Annotated in this window: 20 protein-coding genes and 1 other RNA gene; 11 read left to right on the top strand and 10 right to left on the bottom strand. The window is 67.4% G+C overall.

Annotation, left to right across the window (positions count from 1 at the left end; translation table 11 throughout):
* Window positions 1-69: 69 nt before the first annotated feature.
* A complete protein-coding gene (locus tag WEA29_07590) occupies window positions 70-1,776 on the bottom strand; it encodes a DUF885 domain-containing protein (GenBank protein ID MEX2323619.1) in 1,707 nt (568 codons plus the stop codon).
* Between the two features lie 43 nt (window positions 1,777-1,819).
* Here WEA29_07590 and WEA29_07585 point away from each other — a divergent pair, with 43 nt between their 5' ends.
* The 3 genes from WEA29_07585 to WEA29_07575 are packed head-to-tail and all read left to right on the top strand — an operon-like array spanning window position 1,820 to window position 4,076.
* Complete coding sequence (locus tag WEA29_07585) at window positions 1,820-2,521, top strand: AzlC family ABC transporter permease (protein MEX2323618.1); 702 nt, start codon at window positions 1,820-1,822, stop codon at window positions 2,519-2,521.
* A complete protein-coding gene (locus WEA29_07580) occupies window positions 2,518-2,859 on the top strand; it encodes an AzlD domain-containing protein (GenBank protein ID MEX2323617.1) in 342 nt (113 codons plus the stop codon). Before WEA29_07585 ends, WEA29_07580 begins: the two co-directional genes overlap by 4 nt.
* 50 nt (window positions 2,860-2,909) lie before the next feature.
* Window positions 2,910-4,076: a THUMP domain-containing protein gene (locus WEA29_07575; GenBank protein MEX2323616.1), complete on the top strand. Its 1,167-nt coding sequence runs from the start codon at window positions 2,910-2,912 to the stop codon at window positions 4,074-4,076.
* Window positions 4,077-4,151: 75 nt separating this feature from the next.
* Here WEA29_07575 and WEA29_07570 read toward each other — a convergent pair whose 3' ends face one another.
* Complete coding sequence (locus WEA29_07570) at window positions 4,152-4,838, bottom strand: DUF4328 domain-containing protein (protein ID MEX2323615.1); 687 nt, start codon at window positions 4,836-4,838, stop codon at window positions 4,152-4,154.
* A 151-nt stretch (window positions 4,839-4,989) separates the two neighbouring features.
* Here WEA29_07570 and WEA29_07565 point away from each other — a divergent pair, with 151 nt between their 5' ends.
* From WEA29_07565 to WEA29_07555, 3 genes are read left to right on the top strand one after another with little or no spacing between them, the layout of a single operon-like run.
* On the top strand, window positions 4,990-5,919 hold the full coding sequence (locus WEA29_07565) for an ABC transporter ATP-binding protein (GenBank protein MEX2323614.1): 930 nt from the start codon (window positions 4,990-4,992) through the stop codon (window positions 5,917-5,919).
* Window positions 5,919-6,695, top strand: coding sequence for an ABC transporter permease (locus WEA29_07560; protein ID MEX2323613.1), 777 nt, complete (start codon window positions 5,919-5,921; stop codon window positions 6,693-6,695). Before WEA29_07565 ends, WEA29_07560 begins: the two co-directional genes overlap by 1 nt.
* Window positions 6,692-7,507, top strand: coding sequence for an ABC transporter permease (locus tag WEA29_07555; protein MEX2323612.1), 816 nt, complete (start codon window positions 6,692-6,694; stop codon window positions 7,505-7,507). The genes WEA29_07560 and WEA29_07555 overlap by 4 nt, the downstream gene beginning before the upstream one ends.
* 6 nt (window positions 7,508-7,513) lie before the next feature.
* On the opposite strand, the gene WEA29_07550 is transcribed toward WEA29_07555, so the two are convergent.
* Window positions 7,514-7,945: a cupredoxin domain-containing protein gene (locus WEA29_07550; GenBank protein ID MEX2323611.1), complete on the bottom strand. Its 432-nt coding sequence runs from the start codon at window positions 7,943-7,945 to the stop codon at window positions 7,514-7,516.
* A 117-nt stretch (window positions 7,946-8,062) separates the two neighbouring features.
* On the opposite strand from WEA29_07550, the gene WEA29_07545 reads away from it, so the two are divergent.
* Together WEA29_07545 and WEA29_07540 are read left to right on the top strand one after the other, a co-directional pair.
* Entirely contained in the window at window positions 8,063-8,599 is a 537-nt protein-coding gene (locus tag WEA29_07545) for a hypothetical protein (GenBank protein MEX2323610.1), read from the top strand.
* Between the two features lie 344 nt (window positions 8,600-8,943).
* On the top strand, window positions 8,944-9,681 hold the full coding sequence (locus tag WEA29_07540) for a protein phosphatase 2C domain-containing protein (GenBank protein MEX2323609.1): 738 nt from the start codon (window positions 8,944-8,946) through the stop codon (window positions 9,679-9,681).
* A gap of 112 nt (window positions 9,682-9,793) precedes the next feature.
* Here WEA29_07540 and WEA29_07535 read toward each other — a convergent pair whose 3' ends face one another.
* Window positions 9,794-11,341, bottom strand: a complete 1,548-nt coding sequence (locus WEA29_07535; GenBank protein MEX2323608.1) for an OmpA family protein — start codon at window positions 11,339-11,341, stop codon at window positions 9,794-9,796.
* 166 nt (window positions 11,342-11,507) lie between these two features.
* On the opposite strand from WEA29_07535, the gene WEA29_07530 reads away from it, so the two are divergent.
* Window positions 11,508-11,906: a DUF2177 family protein gene (locus tag WEA29_07530; GenBank protein MEX2323607.1), complete on the top strand. Its 399-nt coding sequence runs from the start codon at window positions 11,508-11,510 to the stop codon at window positions 11,904-11,906.
* A gap of 5 nt (window positions 11,907-11,911) precedes the next feature.
* On the opposite strand, the gene WEA29_07525 is transcribed toward WEA29_07530, so the two are convergent.
* The gene (locus WEA29_07525) at window positions 11,912-13,021 is read right to left on the bottom strand and encodes an HNH endonuclease signature motif containing protein (protein MEX2323606.1); all 1,110 of its coding nucleotides are present in this window, start codon (window positions 13,019-13,021) and stop codon (window positions 11,912-11,914) included.
* A gap of 112 nt (window positions 13,022-13,133) precedes the next feature.
* Here WEA29_07525 and WEA29_07520 point away from each other — a divergent pair, with 112 nt between their 5' ends.
* Entirely contained in the window at window positions 13,134-14,396 is a 1,263-nt protein-coding gene (locus WEA29_07520) for an MFS transporter (protein ID MEX2323605.1), read from the top strand.
* Between the two features lie 8 nt (window positions 14,397-14,404).
* Here WEA29_07520 and WEA29_07515 read toward each other — a convergent pair whose 3' ends face one another.
* The 3 genes from WEA29_07515 to WEA29_07505 form a co-directional block, all read right to left on the bottom strand.
* A complete protein-coding gene (locus tag WEA29_07515) occupies window positions 14,405-15,571 on the bottom strand; it encodes an FAD-dependent oxidoreductase (GenBank protein ID MEX2323604.1) in 1,167 nt (388 codons plus the stop codon).
* Window positions 15,568-16,272, bottom strand: a complete 705-nt coding sequence (locus WEA29_07510; protein MEX2323603.1) for an SDR family oxidoreductase — start codon at window positions 16,270-16,272, stop codon at window positions 15,568-15,570. The genes WEA29_07515 and WEA29_07510 overlap by 4 nt, the downstream gene beginning before the upstream one ends.
* 156 nt (window positions 16,273-16,428) lie before the next feature.
* A complete protein-coding gene (locus WEA29_07505) occupies window positions 16,429-17,769 on the bottom strand; it encodes a hypothetical protein (protein ID MEX2323602.1) in 1,341 nt (446 codons plus the stop codon).
* A 247-nt stretch (window positions 17,770-18,016) separates the two neighbouring features.
* Here WEA29_07505 and WEA29_07500 point away from each other — a divergent pair, with 247 nt between their 5' ends.
* Window positions 18,017-19,672: a DPP IV N-terminal domain-containing protein gene (locus tag WEA29_07500; protein ID MEX2323601.1), complete on the top strand. Its 1,656-nt coding sequence runs from the start codon at window positions 18,017-18,019 to the stop codon at window positions 19,670-19,672.
* A 93-nt stretch (window positions 19,673-19,765) separates the two neighbouring features.
* On the opposite strand, the gene ssrA is transcribed toward WEA29_07500, so the two are convergent.
* Both ssrA and smpB read right to left on the bottom strand, forming a co-directional pair.
* Window positions 19,766-20,116: a transfer-messenger RNA gene (gene ssrA / locus WEA29_07495) on the bottom strand.
* A 72-nt stretch (window positions 20,117-20,188) separates the two neighbouring features.
* The gene (smpB, locus tag WEA29_07490) at window positions 20,189-20,647 is read right to left on the bottom strand and encodes an SsrA-binding protein SmpB (GenBank protein MEX2323600.1); all 459 of its coding nucleotides are present in this window, start codon (window positions 20,645-20,647) and stop codon (window positions 20,189-20,191) included.
* Window positions 20,648-20,909 lie beyond the last annotated feature (262 nt).

Raw genomic sequence — 20,909 nt, 5'->3', positions numbered from 1 at the left:
TCTGGCCATGAGCCATGAGCCAGAGCTATGAGCCAATGAGCCGCAGAGCCACGAACCGCCGGCGACCCCTCAGGCTCTCATGTGCTCTTTCAGGAGCCGGAGGCTGGGTGACCCGACCTCGAGCATGCGGGCGTGGAACGCCCTCGGGTCGAATCCCGAGCCATCACGATGCTGGGCCTCGGCGCGGAGGTCACGGATCGTCTGCTGACCGATCTTGTAGGCGATCGCCTGCGCCGGATAACCGAAGTAGCGGTTGGCCTCGGAGAGGGCCAACTCGGACCCCTGTGCCGCCCAGTCCCGCAGCATCTCGACGGCGGCGTCGAAGGACCACCGCTCGCCGGGATGGAACGGCTGATCACCCGGGATGAGCAGGTCGAGGTGGACCCCGATGTCGATGACGATGCGGCACGCCCGCAGCATCTCGGAGGCGAGCTTGCCCATCAGGTAGTCCGGCTTCTCCAGGTAGCCCAGCTCCTCCATCAGATCCTCGGCGTAAAGCGCCCACCCTTCCCCCGACCCGGAGTACCACACCAGGAGCTTCTGGAAGCGGGTCACCCGGTCCCCGGCGGTCATCTGCAGACCCCCCTGGAGGTGGTGGCCGGGGAAGCCCTCGTGATAGGCGGTACTCACCTCGTCGAACAGGGGGATAACGGTGAGATCGCCCTTCGACCACCACACGGTCCCGGGGCGCTTGAAGTCTTCGCTGGGTCCCATGTAGTAGGCACCCAAGGCACCTCCGGGTGGCGTCATCCGCACGTCGACCCGGCGGATCGGCTCGGGCACGTCGAAGTGCACGCCCTCGAGGTCGGTGAGGGCACTTTCGAGGCGCTCCTGCATGAGATCGCGGAACTCCTCCTGGCTGTGTGCCGCTCGATCCGGATCGGTGGCGAGCACCTCGAGCACCTCGGACAGCGTCGCCCCGGGGAGGATCTCCTGGGCCACCGCCTGCATCCGGCGCCGCAGACGGGAGATCTCGTACCACCCCCACCGGTAGGTCGTGTCGGGGTGGAGGTCGTCGCCGAGGTAGTGACTGGCCAGGGTCACGTACCGGTCGCGCCCGACGCCGTCCGCCTCGACCGCCGACGGCAAGTAGGTCGACTCCAAGTACTCGGAGAACTCCCCGTAAGCCGCCCGCGCCGCCACCGCGCCATCGGCCACCCGGGCGGTGAGTCGGTCGTCGCCGACGCCCTCCGCCTCGGCTGCGAGGGCCGTGTAGGGCGACAGATCACCGGCGAAGTTGCGCGCCTGGCGGATGCACTCGACCACTTGCCGTCGGGCGACTGCCATCCCCCGGCGCCGTCCCTCCTCGAGGGTCTCCCGGTATCCCGACATGGCCCCGGCGAGGCCCTCGAGGCGTCCAGCGATGTCGTGCCATGCCGCGGCGTCGTCCCGAGACATGTGGTCGAAGATCTCCCGCATCGACTGCAAGGGGCAATCGATGCTGTTGAGCTGGCGCAATGGTTCGTCGGCGTCGTACCAGACGAGTTCGTCCTTCAGGTACTCGGCGGCGACGCGGGCGCTCAGTGCGGCCCAGCGGTCGTCCCCGGGGTCCACCGCCTCGACCCGGCGCAGTTGGTCGCGGCGCAGATCCGCCTGAGCCTGTCGACCCTCGAGCGAGAAGTCGTCCCACAGGTGATCGTGGCCCCGGATCCCGAGATAGGTGGCGAGGAGCGGACGCTGCGCCGCCTGCTCGTCGACGAAGGCGCTGCCCAGCGCGTAGATGTCGTTCATGAGGTCATCGTCCCCGGTCCGGAGCGGCGGGTCAATCCGGCTCACGCGGGCGAGCAGGCTCGCGCCGGACCCCCGTAGTCTCCGGCAGATGTCCGCCGATGCCTCCCCGTCGACCCGCGCCGCCTTCGCCGACGGTGCCCGGGCGATCGCCCCCATCGTCATCGGTGTGTTCCCGTTCGGCCTGATCGCCGGAGTCGCCGCGGTCGAGGCGGGTCTGACCACCGTGCAGGCGCTGGCTGCCTCACCGATGATCTTCGCCGGGGCGTCGCAACTGGCTGCGATGGACCTGATCGGGCGCGGCAGCCCGGTCCTGGTGATCGTGCTCACCGCGTTGGTGATCAACGCCCGCTTCGCCATGTACAGCGCTGCGCTGGCCCCGCCATTCGCCAGCCTGCCGCTGCGGCACCGAGCCGTCGCCGCCTACCTGCTCACCGATCAGGCATTCGCCGTGAGCACGATCCGGTTCGCCCGCACCGACGAACCAGCGCTCGCCCGCTTCGCCTTCTACCTCGGATCCGCCCTCGTGCTGGCCCTCACCTGGCACACGGCGACGATCGTCGGCGTCGTGGTCGGGAGCGGCGTTCCCCCGGAGTGGTCGCTCGACTTCGCCGTCCCGCTGGTGTTCATCGCCCTGGTGTTCCCGGCCATCACCGACCGCGCCACCCGGGTGGCGGCGATCGTCGCAGCCATCGCCTCGGCGTCGCTCCGGGGGATGCCGCTCAATCTGGGGCTGCTCACTGCGGCCCTCATCGGCATCGTCGCCGGCCTCATCGCTCGGGGTCGGCAGTGACGAGCCACTCGACCCTGGCCATCTGGGGTACCCTCGCCGCCATCGGGATCGGGACGTTCCTGACCCGCTTCTCGTTCCTGGCGGCCCTCGCTCGCGTCGATGCCATCCCGCCCCTGGTGACCCGAATCCTGCGTCTGATACCGGCCGCCGTCATTGCCGCCATAGCCGTGCCCGCCCTCACCCACGCCACTGGGACCTTCGACCTGGCGACCGACCGCTTCTTCGCCGGCACCGTCGCCGCCTTCGTGGCGTGGCGCACTCGCAACGTGGTGGCGACCATCGCCGTCGGGATGGGCTTGCTGTGGGCCGTCGACGCCCTCGGCTGGTTCGGAGGCTGACCGGTCGGCGGTATCCTCGGGAGCACCGCTCGACCGCCCCGGAGGCCACCATGCTCGTCGCCGCCATCGACCCAGACGTCTACCTCAAGTCGACGCGCACCCAGAACCGGATGATCCGGATCCTCGTTCAGAACCTGGCCGCGGCGCTCGGCGGTGGAGCGACGATCAAGCGAATCGCCGGACATCGCCTCCAGATAGACAGTGAGCGCCCGGACGCCGCCGAGCGCGCCGCTCGGGTCTTCGGGGTGGCCGCCATCGAACACGTCGAGGCCATCCCCGTCGCCGATATCGACACCCTCGCCGACGCCATCGCCGAGCAGACCGCCCCGGTGGTCGACGGGCACACCTTCGCCGTTCGTCCGCGGCGCATCGGCACCCACGACTGGACGTCGCAGGACCTGGCGATCGCCGTCGGTAGCCGGCTGGTGGCCCGAGGCAACCGCGTCGACCTGTCCCATCCCCAGGTCACGGTCAAGGTCCGGATCGTCGATCAGACCGCCTACCTGACCCAGAGCGTCACCCCCGCCGTCGGCGGACTGCCGCTGCGGACCCAGGGAAAGGCGCTGGTCCTGTTCAGCGGCGGCATCGACTCGCCGGTCGCCGCCTTCGAGGTGGCGCGTCGCGGCGTCGAGGTCGACTACCTCCACTTCTCATTCGGGTGCGGTCAGGCCGATCACGCCGCCGGCATCGCTCACAGCGTGTGGGAGCAGTACGGAGCCGGGTCTCAGGCCGATCTCATCGTCGTCGAGTTCGAGCATGCCGCGAGCGAGATCCCCCACCGGGTTCAACCCCGTGACCGCCAGATGGCCCTGAAGGCGGCGATGTACCGCACCGCGGAGCGCATCGCCGGAGACGACCCGGGCATCCGGGCGCTCGTCACCGGAGAGGCCCTCGGACAGGTGTCGACACAGACCCTCGACAATCTGGTCGCCCTCGACCGTGTCGTGACCATCCCGGTACTACGCCCGTTACTCACCTACGACAAGACGGCCATCCGGCAGCGCGCCGAAGCGATCGGGACCTATGACCTCTCGGCCCGCACTCGCGAGTTGTGTGACATCTCCGGCGGCGTCAGGGTCGCCACCTCCATGCGGCATGGTCACCTGCAGGGTGTGAGTGAGGGACTCGAAGACCTGATCGCCGATGCCGTCGCCTCCGCCAAGCGGACCCGGCTGGCCGACTGGATGCCCGGCACCCACTACGGCCACGATCACTGAGAGCGCGCGGCAATAGGCTCGCCCCGGGATGAGGTTTCTGCTTGTGACAAGCAGAAACCTCACTGGACCGGCGACCTATTGCCGCGCGCTCTGACGACCCAGACGCTCCCCCAGGACCCGGAGCGCAGCGGCCCCACACAGCGCGGCAACACACAGGGCGGCGAGTCCGACGATCGAGAACCGAAGGCCACTGGCGTAGATGCCCCCATCGAAGGTCGCCTCCGGCAGAAGTTGTGACTGGGTCATCACGATGCCGATCCCGCGCAGCGCCACCGCACCCACCCAGAAGCCCCACCACACCGCGGCCACACGGAGCGTGGGACGCTCCCGCCACCCGTCGATTGAGCCGTCCTCGGCGGTGAACGACACTCGATCTACCTCGTCGAGCACCCGCTTGGGGATCACCAGGTTGGCGAACGGGATGAACCAACCTCCGATAGCCCAACCCGGGCTCCACCGCAGGCCGGACGGCTCGAGGCGCTGGATCGCCAGGTACGCCTGGTACCACCACACGACGACCAGGACGATGATGGTAAGGCTGGCGAGAGTGAGGATGCCGTCGATACCCAGGGTCGCTTCCTCGGCGGCAGTGAGGCGCTCCAGCGAGCCCGTGCCATTCCACCAGGCTTCGAACGCCTGGGCTTCGCTGTAGACCGTAAACACGGCGGCCAGAGAGATCGCTGCGGCGGCATACAGGAACCCGCGCAGGGTGCCGGTGAGGCCGCGGCTCACCGTGCGGTGGGTGGTGGGCGACGATGTCATGCAACGAGAGGCTACCTATACAGGTGGCAGATGGCAGATGGCAGATAGCAGCCGACACCCGGCAGACGGACAACCGGCAGACGGGCAACCGGTAACCGGCAACGCACCAGGCGACCGGCATGTCACTCCGCGCCACTAGCGTTGCGGCCCGATGTCCGAACCACTCGTAGAAGCACGCGGCCTCACCAAGACCTTCGGCGACTTCACCGCGGTCGCCGGCATCGACTTCGAGGTGCAGGCGGGGGAGGCGTTCGGGTTCCTGGGGCCCAACGGAGCCGGCAAAAGTTCCACCATGCGGATGATCGGCACGGTGTCGCCGGTCACCTCCGGTCATCTGTCGGTGCTCGGCCTGGACCCGGCCGCCGACGGGCCCACGATCAGGGCCCGCCTGGGCGTGGTGCCGCAGGAGAACAACCTCGACATGGAACTCTCGGTGTACGAGAACCTCCTCATCTACGGGAGGTACTTCGGGCTTCCCCGCAAGGAGATCGACACGCGGATCAAGGAGTTGCTCGCCTTCGCCCAGCTGGAAGAGCGAGCGAAGGACCGGGTCGAACCGCTGTCCGGCGGCATGAAGCAGCGACTGCTCATCGCCCGCGGGCTGATCAATCGCCCGGACCTGCTGCTCCTCGACGAGCCCACCACCGGGCTCGACCCCCAGGCCCGGCACCTGCTGTGGGACCGCCTGTACCGACTCAAGCGCGAGGGCGTCACGCTCATCATCACCACGCACTACATGGACGAAGCCGAACAGCTCTGCGACCGGCTGGTGATCATGGACAAGGGAGCGATCGTCGCCGAGGGCTCCCCGCGAGAGCTGATCGCCGCCCACTCCACCCGAGAAGTGCTCGAGCTGCGGTTCCCTCCGGGGGATGAAGAAGACCGGGCCGCCGAGAGGCTCCAGGGAATCGGTTCCCGGATCGAGGTGCTCCCCGACCGGGTGCTGGTGTACGCCGACGACGCCGACGACGCCGAGGCGCAGGTGAGGGCGCTGGGCATCACGCCCGAGGCGACGGTGAGCCGGCGTTCCACCCTCGAGGACGTGTTCCTCCACTTGACCGGCCGGTCGCTGGTCGACTGATGGCCGCCCCGTCGTTGCGCGTGGTGGAGGCCGGGGCGAGGACCTACCGGCGCACCTTCCGGGCGAGCATCTTCTCGGCGTTCGTCAACCCGGCGCTCTATCTGGTGGCGATGGGGATCGGCCTGGGGCGGCTGGTGGACACCTCGACCAGCGGCCCGAGCCTCGGCCTGCCGTACCTGACGTTCCTGGCACCCGGCTTGTTGGCGGCAACCGCCATGCAGATCGGGGCCGGCGACGCCTCGTATCCGGTGATGGCGGGGATCAAGTGGCGCAAGAGCTACCAGGCCATCCTGGCGACCCCGATCACGGTGCGCGATCTGATCGTCGGCCACCTGGGATGGGTAACCATCCGAATCACCCTGGTCACCGCGATCTTCGCCATGTTCATGGTCGTGTTCGGAGCGACCTCCGCCATGCAGGCGGCGACGGCGGTCCCGGCGGCGATGCTGACCGGACTCACCTTCGCCGCGTTGGTCACCGGCTACACGGCGAGGCTCAAGGACGAGTCGGGTCTCGCCGGCCTGTTCCGCTTCGGGATCGTGCCGTTGTTCCTCTTCTCGGGGACCTTCTTCCCGGTCGAACAGCTGCCTGCCCTCATCCGCCCCATCGCCTACGTGACACCGCTGTGGCACGGAGTGTCGCTCTCCCGTGGCTTCGCCCTCCCGGAAGTCGGTTTCGTGGCGAACCCGGTGGTGAGCATCGCCTACCTGGTGGGGCTGACCATCCTCGGCGGCTACTTCGCCATGCGGATGTTCCGCAAGAGGCTGATCCTGTGACCGGGTCGCGCACCCTCACCGCCCGGGTGATCCCTCCGCCGCTGGCCGGCGCCGGTGGCGCCTCGAAGATGCTCGAGCGCAACTGGATCGTCTACAAGCACATGTGGTCGGTGATCATCTCGGGCTTCTTCGAGCCGCTCTTCTACCTGTTCAGCATCGGTGTCGGTATCGGCGTGCTCGTCGGTGACGGTGTCACCTATCAGGGAACGACCATCTCCTACATCGCCTTTCTCGCCCCGGCGCTGATGGCGGCGACCGCCATGAACGGCGCCATCTACGAGTCCACCTTCAACATCTTCTTCAAGCTGCACTACGGCAAGGTATACGACGGGATCCTGGCGACACCGATGATGCCGCGCCACATCGCCATCGGAGAGATCGCCTGGTCCCTGGGCCGGGGAGTCATTTACGCGGTGGGCTTCATCGTGGTGATGCTGTTCATGGGGCTGATCGAGTCGCCGTGGGCGATTCTCGCCATACCGGGCGCGGTCCTCATCGGTTTCGCCTTCGCCTCGTGTGGGATGGCGGCGACCACCTTCATGAAGTCGTGGCAGGACTTCGACCTGGTGGGCATGGTGACCCTGCCGCTGTTCCTGTTCTCCGGCACCTTCTACCCGACCGAGAGCCTTCCCCCCACCATGCAGACCGTGGTCCAGTTCTCACCGCTCTATCACGCAGCAGAGTTGTTGCGGTCCCTCATCCTCGGCAGCGTCGGCGTGGGCGACCTCGGCCATGTCGCCTTCCTGGTCGGCATGGGCGCGGTGGGGACGCTGATCACCGGTCGTCGGCTCCAACGCCTCCTGCTGTCCTGAGTCGGCTCAGCCGGCGTCGACCACCACTTCGCCGGTCATTCCGGGGTGGATCTGGCACACGTACTCGAAGATGCCGGCGGTGTCCATCTGAGCCTGGAAGGTGGCTCCGGCGGCCAGGTTCCCGTTGAAAGAGCCGTCAGAGGCCGACACCGTGTGATCGGTGGCGTCCTCATTGGTCCACTCCACCGTGGTGCCGACGAGCACGGTGATGCTGTCGGGACGGAAGGCGAGTCCTCTGATCGCGACCGCGACCGTCTCGCCGGGCCCCCCGACCGGGTCGGTGGTCGTGACTTCCGTCGTCGTCGGCTGTTCCGCCACGGTCGTGGCGGGCGCCGCCGTCGTCGTGGCGGGCGCCGCCGTCGTCGTGGACGACCCGTCTCCCCCACAGGCGGCGGCCACCAGGGCCACGACGGCAATCAGCATCATCGTCTTGCGCATTGGCGAGCCTCTTGGTCGGCGTGTGCGCGCACTGTACCGATCGAGCGGCCCTACACCCGGCATGGTGCACAGCCCCGTGGCGGTACGACAATGGCGGCGACCCGCATGAGGAGGGACATGAGACGCTCGAGAACACTCCTGCTGATTGGAGTCATGGCGGTCACCGCAGCCGCGTGCGGCGGCGACGCCGCCGACACCAGCACGACGACCGGTGCGCCGACCACGACCGTCACGACGGCCGCCGAGACCACCACCACCGTGGCGTCACCGACCACCACCACCGATGCGCCGATGACGACGGCGGCGCTGGAGCCCCCGTACTTGACCTTCGGAGAGACCGACCTGGGTGCCGTACTCACCGACGACACCGGGCGGACGCTGTACCTGTTCACCCCGGACGCTCAGGGAGACAGCACGTGCACCGGCGGATGCGCCACCACCTGGCCACCGTTCACCGGTGACGTCTCCGCGGGGTCCGGAGTCGACGCGTCATTGCTCGGCTCGATCACCCGAGGCGACGGGTCGACACAGGCCACCTACAACGGATGGCCGCTCTACTTCTACAGCGTTGACACCGAGCCCGGGAACACCCGCGGCCAGGGCATCGGTGGCGTGTGGTTCGCCGTCGACGCCGACGGCGAACCGGCCGAGTAGGGCTCAGCCGGCACCACCGGCCGGGCCCCATCGGTCCTGCGCCAGTCTCAGAAGCGCGCTCACGGCCTCGAACGAACAACGAGTCAGGCGTCGCCACGCCGGGCACAGACACCCGCAGCCCGATGAAGATCGCCCGTCCCGACGACCTCCTGGGGGTTAGTCTCAGCGAGTATGACGGTCACCCGACTCGGGAGCTCATCGCCCGTCGCGCGCCTCCCTACCGGGTTGCCCGTGGCCGATCCTCGCTTGCCCGCGGTGCCGGGGGGTGACAGCGACGATCGACACGCAGCGGCGACACTCCGAGCGGCTCCGATGCCCGATCTCGTCGGGATGAGAGTCGGGTGATGTGGAAGATCGTCGCCGCGTCGGTGGCGGGAACAGGGCACGATCGCGCCGGCAATCAGGACGCGGTCGGTTTCGTGCCCGACGATGGAGTTGGTGAGCTGGTCAGGGTGGCGGTGGCCGACGGCCACGGCGCGGCGATGTACGAGCGCAGCGCCCGGGGTGCCCGCATGGCCGTCGAGGCGGCCCTGGCCGATCCGCTCGGTTCCGCAGCCGATGCGAGCCTCCAGGGGATGATGCGCGGCGCATTGCTGCGCTGGGAGGAGGCCGTGGACGCCGACCTCAGGGCCAACCCGCATGAAATGGAACGGGACGTGTACGGAACCACCCTGCTCGTCGTCTCCGCGGACGCCACCACCGTCGCCTGCGCCCAGTTGGGCGACTGCCAGGTGCTCACGGTCGACGGCGCCGGCAAGGTGACAAGCCCGATTCCCGACGATCCTCGCCTCACCGGCAACCTGACCACCAGCCTCACCGGGGCCTATCCGATCGGGAACACGCGATACGCCCGTCTCGCCGCCGACGGCATCCGCCTGCTGCTCGTCTGCACCGACGGCTACGAGAACTCGTTCGCTGACCAGCGCTCGTTCTTCCAGGCAGCGTCGGACTTCGCCGACATCATCGACCGACACGGTCTCGGCGTGGTGCGCAAAGAGCTGCGAGGATGGTTGGTCGAGACGATGTCGGGTGGATCGGGCGATGACACTACGGTCGCCCTCGTCATCAAAGGGCACGACTGAGGAGTCCCCAGCACCATGGACGAGACGATGACGGGGAACGGAGGCTCGGAAGGCATCTCCGTTCCCGAGGCCCTACCGCTGCTCTGAGGGCCCCGCGGATCGCTCGGAGCGATCAGGCGCACCCCTCTGCTTCGATCTCGATCTCGACCCGGCGGTTGAGCGCACCGGCTTCGGCGAGGAATGCACCGTCGGCGTCTGTGTCCGCCGTCTTCAACTCCGTGGCGCCGCGTCCGTCGATCAGCAGCACCCACCCATCTACCCCGTTTACCGACGCCCACGCCTCGAACCAGTCGCCGACGGAGGCCGCCCGGGCAACCGAGAGCTGCTGATTCACCTCGGCCGAGCCCCGACTGTCGGTGTGCCCGACGAAGGTCAGCGTCGCCACGGGGAACCGTGCGGCGAGTGACTCAGCCAGTTCGGTGAGGACCGCATCGGCTTCGGCCCTCAGCTCCGAGCTGCCGGTATCGAAGAGAACATCACCGGGCAGAGGCAGCGGCTCGCACTCTTCACGCTCCGGCGCAACCAGGGGTTCGGCTCCGGGGAGTCGCCACAGCTCCAGCATGTTGTCGGCCCTCGCGATCACCACATGCCCTCCGTCGAGCGTGAAGGTGGCGGCGACGGGCTGCTGGGACGCGGTGGCATCGAAGGTCTCGTCGAACTCGTAGAGCAGGACACCCTCGGTGAGGTCCCAGATCGTCGTACCCAGCCGCGATGCCACCACCAGCATGGTCCCATCGGGAGAGAAGGCCAGGTCCCTGACCCTCGGGAGGACCTCGAGGTCCATCACCGGTACGCCGCCCGCCCCCCAGAACCGGACTAGCTGGCTGCCGTCTTCGCTGATGACACCGGCCAGTAGCTGACCATCCGGCGAGAAGCGCAACAGCCGGTTGGAGAGCCAGCACGAACCCTCCCCCGTCTCGAGTTCGAGCGTGCTCACGATCTCTCGGGTACCGACATCCCACACGTTGGCCACGCAGTCGAAGTGGACGACGGCCAGGAGATCACCCGGCGGGTCGTATTCGAGGGATACGACGGAAAGCCCCACCGGGCTTCCACCCCGGCCCGCGGCACCGGCATCCTCCAGCACGGCGACTTCGCTCCCGGTGTCGAGGCTCCAGATCCGAACGACTCCTGAGCGGTCACCCGTCGCCACGTGATCACCGGCCGGAGAGAAAGCGACGGCGCTCTCGAAACCGCTGTCGAGCTCAAGGACGACCTCGCCGGTAGTTGTGTCGGTGATCACCACGCCGTACAGCCCGAGACCGGCACTGAGGTAGGCACCCGTCGGGTCGATGTCGACGGACAGTGGAAAGTGGCGCTCATACACGACGGCATCGAGCAGAAGGCCGTCGGCAAGCTGGTGAACGTAGGTGGCGCGCTCGGCGACCCAGACCGTCTCGTTGTCGGGGGCGACGACGAGATCATCGATGGAGTTGGCGTACTGGGTACTCCATACGATCTGAGGCGAGCCGATTGGCTCGGGTGGCGTCGTGGTCGTGCTCGGGACCGGCTCCGTCGTCGACGGCGCTGCTTGGGTAGTGGTCGGTGCCGGGGTCGTGGTGACGTCTTCGGCACCGTTCCCACCGCACGCGGCCACCGCCAGAGCGAACACGACGGCAAGGCGGCGGCTCCGATGCGGTCGCGCCCTCAGACGATTCATGGAAACCACCCTCTCAGCGAAAGAAGTCATCGGCAGTTCACCCTGCCCTGTCCTCTCCACCCTCACGCCACAGCCCATGTGCGGCTAGGGGCGAAGGTCACGAAAGGTGGTCGGAGCGCCGCAGTGCGCCGATGGCGTCCTACATTCTCCTGCTGGAGGACAAATCGTGACTCTGAAGCTGTTCTTGATCGCCTTGCCGGTGTTCTTCGCCATCGACATGGTGTGGCTGGGCGTCGTCGCCCGGAATCTCTACCGGGACCAGCTGGGGGGCCTGATGCGTACCGAGGTGAACTGGGTGCCGGCCTTGGTCTTCTACCTGCTGTTCATCGTCGGGCTGGTGGTGTTCGTGATCGCCCCGGCAGTCGATGTGCGTTCGTGGACGCAGGCCCTCTGGCGGGGAGCGCTGTTCGGCCTCGTCACCTACGCCACCTACGACCTCACCAACCTCGCCACGCTCCGCGATTTGCCGCTGACGATGACCCTGGTCGACCTGGTGTGGGGAGCCGTCCTGGCGGCGTCGGTGGCGACGGCGACCTATGCCATCGCCACCCACTGGGTGGTGTAGGCGCTCTAAGGCGGCGCCCGGTCCTCGCGTACGGCCGCAGCGCCAGCCCGCCGGTCGTCGGCGGTCTTCCGGCGATGGCATCGTCCGCAGCGATGCATGGTGTTGGGGAGCGACGTGGGTCCCCCAGCGGCCATGGGCACCACATGGTCGACTTCGAGGCCCCAACGGTTGCCGCAGTCGGTGCACCGGGCACCGTCGAACTCTGGCGGCTCGCCCAGCGATAGAGCCAGCCTGACCTCCACCGGGATGGAGCGAGTCCACCGACGGATATGCCGAAGGTCGGTGCCGTCGTAGAACACTCCGGTGAGAAACGCATTCTGAGCGATCCGCTTGGCGACCTGGGGGTCGATCGGCCCGACTCCCGGGATAGCGCACACTTCGCCGTCCTCGACGCCTGACCAGTTCCGCTGAGTGACCCCGTGGCTGACAACCACGACGAGCTCGGGCCTCGCGGACCTACCTGACCCTCCAGCCCAAAGCTCGGCGAAGGCGTCAGCCAGATGCGCCGCCCAGCCCTCGCCCTGTCCGACCTCCGCGCGCAGTCGCCGTGCCCCTGCCTCGATGCGCTCGATGATCGGCGCACCAACATGGGGCTCGAGGTCGGCCTCGATATGGATCATCCCGAGGTCGGTGATGCGGTGGGAGGCCCGGCGAGCGGCGCGCTGACGAGCACCGAGCGACGCACGGTCGACCTCAAGGGCGGCCGCCCGGGCCCGCTCTTTCAGGACGTGGAAGGCTTCGTGCCGTGCGACATCGACAAGGGCCTCCGCCGACCCCGGTGCCGCAGTCTCGGCCTTGGCGATCTCCGTAGCCTGGTCGAGTGAAACCTCGGCGCCCCGAACTGCCGACGCCAGGGCTGGCGTGTCGCGGAGGCGCTCGGATAGACCGATGAGGGCGCGGGCCCTCCCGACCGAGGTGCCGGTGGTGCGGGCAACAAGCGACGCATCGTCGACACGCCGGGCGAGTAGAGCGGTCCCGGCAGCACAGATGCGCTCTCCGCGCGAAAACAAGGCGACGAGGCGAGTCGCTCCCCCGCGATCGACGATGTCGGCCTGGAGCGAACTGACCTCGTCCTCGAGGATGGCGAGTGCCGCTTCGATGCGCTGCGAGTCCATACGCGCACTATCTCAAACGCCTGAGACAGATTCTGACGCGGTGTCGGCGGTACCCGACCCGATCCCGCAGACCCGCGACCAAACCCGTGAGACCCCTCCATAGACTCCGCCGGTGCCCGCCCAACCACCTCCGCAACGACGCGCCTTCTTCGGATGGCGGATCGTTGCTTTGGCCGTTGTCACCGGGGCACTGACCGGGCCTGGCCAGACCATCGGTGTCAGCGTCTTCGTCGACTCGCTCATCGAAGACCTGGACCTGACCCGCTCGTCCGTGTCGAGCGCCTACCTGGTGGGCACCCTGCTTGCCGCCCTGGGCCTCCCGATCGTCGGCAAGCAGATCGACCGTCTCGGCGCCCGACGAGCCATGACCTTGATCGGCATTGGGTTCGGTACCGCCCTGGTCGCCATGGCTGGCGTGCGCGGGTTTGTCTCGCTGATCGTCGGGTTCGCCGCCATCCGCTTACTCGGCCAGGGTGCGCTCTCGCTGGTGAGTTCGGTGGCCGTGACCCACTGGTTCGATCGGCGCCGCGGCACCGCGATCGGGATTCTCAGTACCGGGATGAGGGGGCTGATGAGCCTGATCCCGATCGGGCTGAGCGTCGTGATCCTCAGCCAGGGCTGGAGAACGGCGTGGCTAGTGGCCGCGGCGGCGGTCTGGCTGATCGTGATCCCGATCGCTCGGTTCGGCATCGTCGACCGACCGTCGGACGTCGGGCAGCACCCCGACGGCATCGAGCCTACCCCTACGGACCACGACGCCCCCACGGCGCTTGCCGCTTCTGCCACGAGGGGACAGGCGTTTCGGACTGCTCGCTTCTGGGTGCTGATGAGCGCCTCGACGTCGGTGGGGATGCTGTCGACCGCCTTGGTCTTCCATCAGATCTCCCTGATGGGAGATGCGGGCCTCACCCCCACCCAGGCGGCCGCCATGTTCCTGCCCCAGGTGCTCGGCGCCGCGATCGCCGGCACGGTGTTCGGCCTGCTGGCGGACCGCCTCACCAGCCGCATCCTCATCCCCATGGTGATGGCCCTGTTGATGACGGCGCTGCTACTCGCCGCCAACCTGACCCCCGGCGTCATGATCGTCGTCTACGCCATCGCACTGGGAGCCTCGGGTGGTGCGCTCGGCGCGGTGAACGCCACGCTGCTCGCCCGCTGGTTCGGACTGGGCCACATCGGGGCCATCCAGGGAGCGGCGGCGCTGCTCAACGTGGCATCGACCGCGATTGGACCGCTCGCCTTCTCGATCGCTCGGGACCTGGCCGGCAACTACCGGGGCGCCGCCCTCTGGTTCACCGTGCTCCCCACAGCGGCCGGGATCGCCGCCATGTTCCTCAAGTCGGCTCGGGTAGTCGGGATCCGATCAGGCAGTTGATCGACGCCTCAGATGATCCGTCCGGCATGCTCGGCGTAGGGTTCGTTGCGCATGATGCGTTCGGGGCCGAGGCGGCTCAGGTCGAGGAACGGCGTGATGCCGAGCATGGACTCGGCGATGTAGCGGCCGACGGCGTGGCACTGCTGGAAGCCATGGCCGGAGAACCCGTTGGCCAGCCATAGGCCTTGCATCTCGGGCCACTCACCGAGGATGGCGTTAGCGTCGAGGGTGTTGACCTCGTAGAGCCCGGTCCAGCCGCCGGCGAGGTGGAGGGTCTCGAAGGCCGGCATTTCCTTTGACAGGGTCGGCCAGATCACCGACTCGAAGCGGTCACGCTTGAAGGTGAAGTCGAAGCCGACCGGGTCGTCGGGGAGCGACCAAGCGGTGGCAAAGGTTCCCTCGTGCTCCGGGATCACATAGAGGCCGTTGGGGAGGAACACGCTGGGCAGCTTCGGGTCGCGGATACGTGTCTCCACGGTGAAGACGGTGCGCATCACCGGCAGCACCGGCAGCTCGACGCCGACGGTGCCGGCGAGATCGGCGCACCAGGCACCCGCGGCGTTCATGACGATCGGCGCGTCGATCCGGGTGCCGTCGGCGAGTTCTACCCCGGTCATGGCGCCGTCGCCGGCGATCAGCCTGGAGACCTCGCCGGTCAGGTACTCGACATCCAGGGACACCGCTTTGCGGCGGTATCCGTGGAGGACGGCGTTGGGGTCGACGGACCCGTCGAATTGCGAAAAGGTGCCGCCGACGTAGCCGGGGCCGGCGTATGCCGGATACCGTCGGGCGACCTCGTCGGCGTCGAGCCACTCGACCTCGCAGCCCAGGGCCTGCTGACGCTCCATCCCATGACGGGCGGCGGCCTCGTCCTCGGCGGTTGCGAGGAACAGGTTGCCCTGGTGCCGGGGTGACGGATCGGGCCGGAACTCCCCCACCGCCATCTCGTCGGCAAAGGTCTCCAACACATCGAAGGCGTACCGGGAGATACGGATGTTCTCCTCGAGGCTGAACTGGATGCGGACGTTCCCGTCAGAGAGCAGGGTCGACGAGTAGCGGTAGGTGGGGTCCTTCTCGACGACGATCACCGACAAGGATCGGTCGAGGCGGGCGAGGTGGTAGGCGGTCGCCGAGCCCATCGCTCCGCCACCGACGATGACAACGTCGGCGTTCACACGGACCTCGTCAGGCCACCGTCGACCCGGAGGTTCTGACCGGTGATGTAGGCGCCGCCGGGTGACAGCAGAAACGCCACGGTTGCGGCCAGCTCATCGACCCTGCCGTACCGGCCGGCCGGGATGCGGGCCAGGTTCTCGTCGGACTCGGGGTACGAGTCCATGAAGCCGGGGAGCACGTTGTTCATGCGGATCCCATCGGGTCCGTACCGATCGGCATAGAGCCGAGCAAAGGAGCCGAGCCCAGCGCGCAGGGCGCTCGACACCGGGAACGACAGGCTCGGTTCGAATGCGCTGAAGGTGGAGATATTGACAATGGCGCCGCCGCCTTGCTCCTGCATGGCCGGTGTGACCAGCCGGGCCATGCGAACCACATTGAGCAGCACCAGGTCGAGCCCGTGATGCCAGTCGTCGTCGGTGATGTCGAGCAGGTCGCCCTTCGGCGGATGCCCGGTGTTGTTGACCACGGCGTCGATGCGCCCGAACCGGTCGAGGGCGGTGTCGACGAGGCGGGCGAGGTCGTCGGGTTCGGTCACCGAGCCGGTCAGCCCGACCGCGCCGAGATCGCCAGCGAGGCGCTCGGCGCCGCCACCTGTCGACATCAACACGAGGTCGTAGCCATCGGCGGCCAGCCGCCGGGCGATGGCCGCACCAATGCCCTTACCGGCAGCGGTGACGATGGCAACAGGGGCGCCGGTCACCGGGGCCTCTCCGTTCGGTCGGGAAGGTGGCACTGTAGGGGGAGGGACCTGAGCCGTGAGCTGTGGGGGGCCTCAAGGCAGGAGTGCCGGGGTCCGGGGGCGGCGCGCCGATCCGGCGGGCGGTTGAGTTGACTCGGGTCTCGGGAGCTGAGGAGATCACTCCTCCCGATGCACCACGAAGGTAAGCAGCGCCCAGTGCTCCCTTCCCTGGACCTCGCCGAATACGACCATCACGCTGCCTCCTACGACGACCTCGTATGCGATTCCGGGACCATCGCGCCACGGGGCCTCTATCTCGCTCCACGAACCGTCGCTCGAGTATGACCAGGCCCGGGGGCGGGTGGTGTTGAACTCGGCGCCCTCTGGGACGAAGTTCTCGCCCCCTACCAGCACCAGCCTTCCCTCTAAGACCCCCCATCCGGCCGGCCACACGGTGCCTTGGGGCAGATTCGATTCGGGCACGCCGCCGATCGATGACCATGCGATCCCGTCTCGCGAGGCATACACGGTCGAGTCGGACCCGACGGTGGCGTACCCGAATTCACCGCCCGTCAGCAAAGTCGGATCGATCGCGCTGATGTGGAGGCCAGAGGCCTCAACACGCGACCAAGTCGTGCCATCCTGGCTGCGGAAGACACCGGTCAACCGGCTGAAGAAGTCCTCCGAGTCGGTCGCAAACCCGAGGAGGAGCAGTCCTGACGGCCCCGCCACCAGATCCGATACCCAGGTCGTCTCCCCGAACACCTCGTCAGCCGCAACTCGAACCCAATGCTCGCCATCTCCGGAAGACCAGACGGATGGCTTGCTGTTCACCACCTCAGGTACCGCCGGATCGAAGGGAGAGGCCACCTGGGCGATGAGTTGGCCCTCGTGGCTCACCAGGCTCATCACGGCACCCTCACCCACATCCACGCTCCGCCAGGGCGACGACCCGTCGTCGATCCACGCCGTAGCCCGACCGTTGGCATTTCCGGCGGCGATGAGTCTCCCGTTGAACGAGATCAGTTCGGTCGGCCCGCTGTGGACGCCGATAATCCCGAGCTCGCCCACCTGGGCGATCGTTCGATGGCGCGCCCATTCCAAACCGTCAGTGGACCGCCAGATGACGTGGTCGCCGAACCCCAGCCTCGTCAGGATGTAGAACGCGGCGCCATCCCAGATCATGTCGTTGACCACGACGAGCAGCTCACCGGTGTCGGGATGCGTGAGATGCCACTCCCCTCGCAGGGGTGACGTGATGAGGGCGGGCACAGGCGAGACCGATGTCGTGGTCGGAGCCTGCAGCGACGTCGTCGTCCCCGATGCCTGGTCGTCGCCATCCCGGGCGAGGAGCACGACCGTGAGACCGACCAGGGCGGCTACCCCTGCCACGGAGACGAGGAGACGACCCACTCTCCCGATCGGCAAGGCCGGCGCGTGGGCAGTGATCTGGCGCAGGTCGGTAGGCGGAGCGACCGTCTCCAAGGCGCGACGCAATTCCCGGCCGAGTTCACTCATCGCTCACTCCCAGGGACGCCCGCAATCGCTCCAAACCACGGGCCAGGTGAGTCTGAACGGACGCTGGTCAAGCGGGCGGTGAAGTAGGCGAGCCGAGTGCCCGCCCACGGCCGGCGGCGGGCACAGGAGTCCCGCCAGCCAGTGACATTCGACCCTATGCCTCATGATCCTGTTCGGAATACGTTCTCAGGGACATCCGGGATTGGCCGCCTCTGTCTGGCGGCGGCTCCGATATATCGAGGCACTCATGAGCAACATCAACGTTCGAAGGTCGGGTGCGAAGCTCCTCACGGTTCTCCTGGTATCGGTGGTGGTCGGTGCCTCCGCGGCGCCTCAGGCAGCAGGGACTGTCCCAGGAGACAACGGCAAGATCGTCTTTGTCTCCGACTGGGACGGCAGCCGAGACGTTTTCGTGATGAACTCCGATGGTTCCGGCCTGGTCAACCTGACCGCCGCCCCTGGTTCAGAAGACTACGACCCGGCCTGGTCCCCAGACGGTCGCCAGATCGCCTTCACCTCACATCGGGATGGCAATCCGGAGATCTACCGCATGAAGGCCGATGGGTCCAACGTCGTCCGCATCACCACTGATCAGGGCGATGATTGGGAGCCCGCCTGGTCGCCCGATGGACAGAGGATCGCCTTCGTCGGTGAGGACGGCATCTACGTTGTCGATGCGGATGGCTCCGGTCGGACGAGGATCACCGATCCTGCGGCGGTTCCTCTCCCCACCGGCATCACGAGCATTCGCGATAGCCACCCCGCTTGGTCACCCGACGGATCCCGCATCGCCTTCCTACGCAGCTACCAGTCCCCGTCACACATGAGCCACTATGACGTTTTGATGATGCTCGTGGTGAGCGGCGGGAGCCAACCGGTCGATCTGCCGAGCACTTCCTGGATCCTGACTCCGCCGGATTGGTCGCCGGACGGGACCAGGATCGTCCTTCTCGAACGCGAACGGGTCGATCTGAATACGATCACCACGATTGCGGTTCTCGTCCATGTCGCCAATTCGACCCGGACAGAAATCGCGGGTTCGAGCTGGCTATCCACGTCTATCAGTTGGTCGCCCGACGGCATGCGCTTCATCGGAGCGAACGGGGACATCCACCTGGTCGGCCTCGATGGCGCCGACCAGGGGAATCTGACCAATGACCCGGCGACCGACGACCATCCCGATTGGCAAGCCTTGAACCCCTATCCCGTGGGAGCAGTCGACCCACAGACCGGGCTCTGGCACCTCCGGCACGCCGATGCATCGATCACCAGCTTCTATTACGGCAACCCCGGCGACACCCCGGTGCTGGGGGATTGGAACTGTGACGGTGTCGACACCCCCGGCCTGTATCGGCCGTCCGACGGCTTCGCCTATCTGCGGAACTCGAACACTCAGGGGGTCGCAGATGTCACCTTCTTCTTCGGGAACCCTGGAGACATGCCCATCGCCGGGGACTTCAACGACGACGGGTGTGACACGGTGTCGATCTACCGCCCGTCGGAGCAGAGGTTCTACATCATCAACAAGCTGGGCTCGGCGGAGACAGGGCTCGGTGCGGCCGACTACTCCTTCCTGTTCGGCAACCCGGGCGACAAGCCGTTTGTCGGCGACTTCGACGGTGACGGAATCGACGAGGTCGCATTGCACAGGGAATCGACTGGCCGGGTGTATTTCCGTTTCACCCTGACCACGGGTGTCGCCGATCTCGACTTCATTTTCGGCAACCCGGGTGACCGACTGGTCGCCTACGACTGGAATGGGGATGGCAAGGCGTCGCCGGCGGTGTTCCGTCCCGGCAATCAGACCTTCTACTTCCGGTTCACCAACACCCAAGGAAACGCGAACGCCCGGTACATCTGGGGAGAGCCCCACTGGCTACCCGTCGCTGGGGACTTCGACTGACTCCGGTCGCGGTGCGCCGCTGACGCTCGGATCCGGCGCGAAGGGAAGCCCTTGGAGGGCCTTCAGATAGTCAGTGTCAGTCAGTCAGTCAGTCAGTGGAGGTGCGGGGAGTCGAACCCCGGTCCTCTGCGATTTTGGTGCCGGCATCTCCGAGCGCATCCGACAGTGATTGTCGAGCAGTCGGACCCTGTCGGCAGGCGATCCAATGCCGTATCCGGAAGTGTCTCAGCCCGCCGGTCCCGGAATCCCGGCGGGAGCCTCCCCCATGGTGACGCTCGGATCCGGCGAGGGGGGCACCCCCCGGGCGAACGGACTGCTTAGTTAGGCAGCCAGTGCGAAGTTGTCTTCGGCACGTATTTGTTTCCCGGCTCTTTAACGAGGACTCCGGGGACCTCGGCTCGCTTCCGGCGCCTCGACCGTCAGAGTCGAAACCACGTCACCCCCGTATGGGTTGCGCGTGAAGGCGCGCACACAAGAGTACAACGCGATTCGCCGTCCGTTATTCGCGGTGGTCGCCTAGCCGCGCCCCTTGTGGCGGATGGCGCGCTGCATCTCGCGGTCGGCCTCGCGGCGCTTGATGGTCTCGCGCTTGTCGTACTTGCTCTTGCCTCGGGCCAGGCCCAACTCGACCTTTGCCTTGCCGTCCTTGAAGTAGAGCTTGATCGGCACCAGGGTGAGGCCCTTCTCGGCGAGGCTGCTGGCGATCCGGTCGATCTCCACCCGGTGCAGCAGCAGCCTCCGGTCGCGCTCGGGCTCGTGGCCACCGTCACGGGCGAACTGGTACGGCGAGATGTGCAGCCCGTACAGCCACATCTCGCCGTCGCGTACTGCGGCGTAGGAGTCCTTGAGATCGGCCTTGCCCTCGCGGAGGCTCTTCACCTCGGAGCCGAGCAGCGCCATGCCTGCCTCGAAGGTCTCGACGAACTCGTAGTCGAAGCGGGCGCGCCGGTTGGTGGCGATGGTCTTGGTGGCCATGGTCGGGAGGTTAGGGAAATGCCCCGCAACTCCCCCACCAGACGGCCGCTGCGCGTTAGCCCTCCCCCCTCCCCTGACGGCTCCGCCATCAGGTACTCCCCCCTACGGGGGGAGAGAGTCGAGTGCGCATTAGCCCTCCCCCCTCCCCCCTCCCCGCCTTCGGCGGTACTCCCCCCTACGGGGGGAGAGAGTCGAGTGCGCATTAGCCCTCCCCCCTCCCCGCCTTCGGCGGTACTCCCCCTATATGTCACGCTTGGTGGGT

The sequence above is a fragment of the Acidimicrobiia bacterium genome (assembly GCA_040902765.1).
GTDB lineage: Bacteria > Actinomycetota > Acidimicrobiia > Spongiisociales > UBA11373 > DATKBG01.
This window is presented reverse-complemented; position numbering and strand designations above follow the sequence as displayed.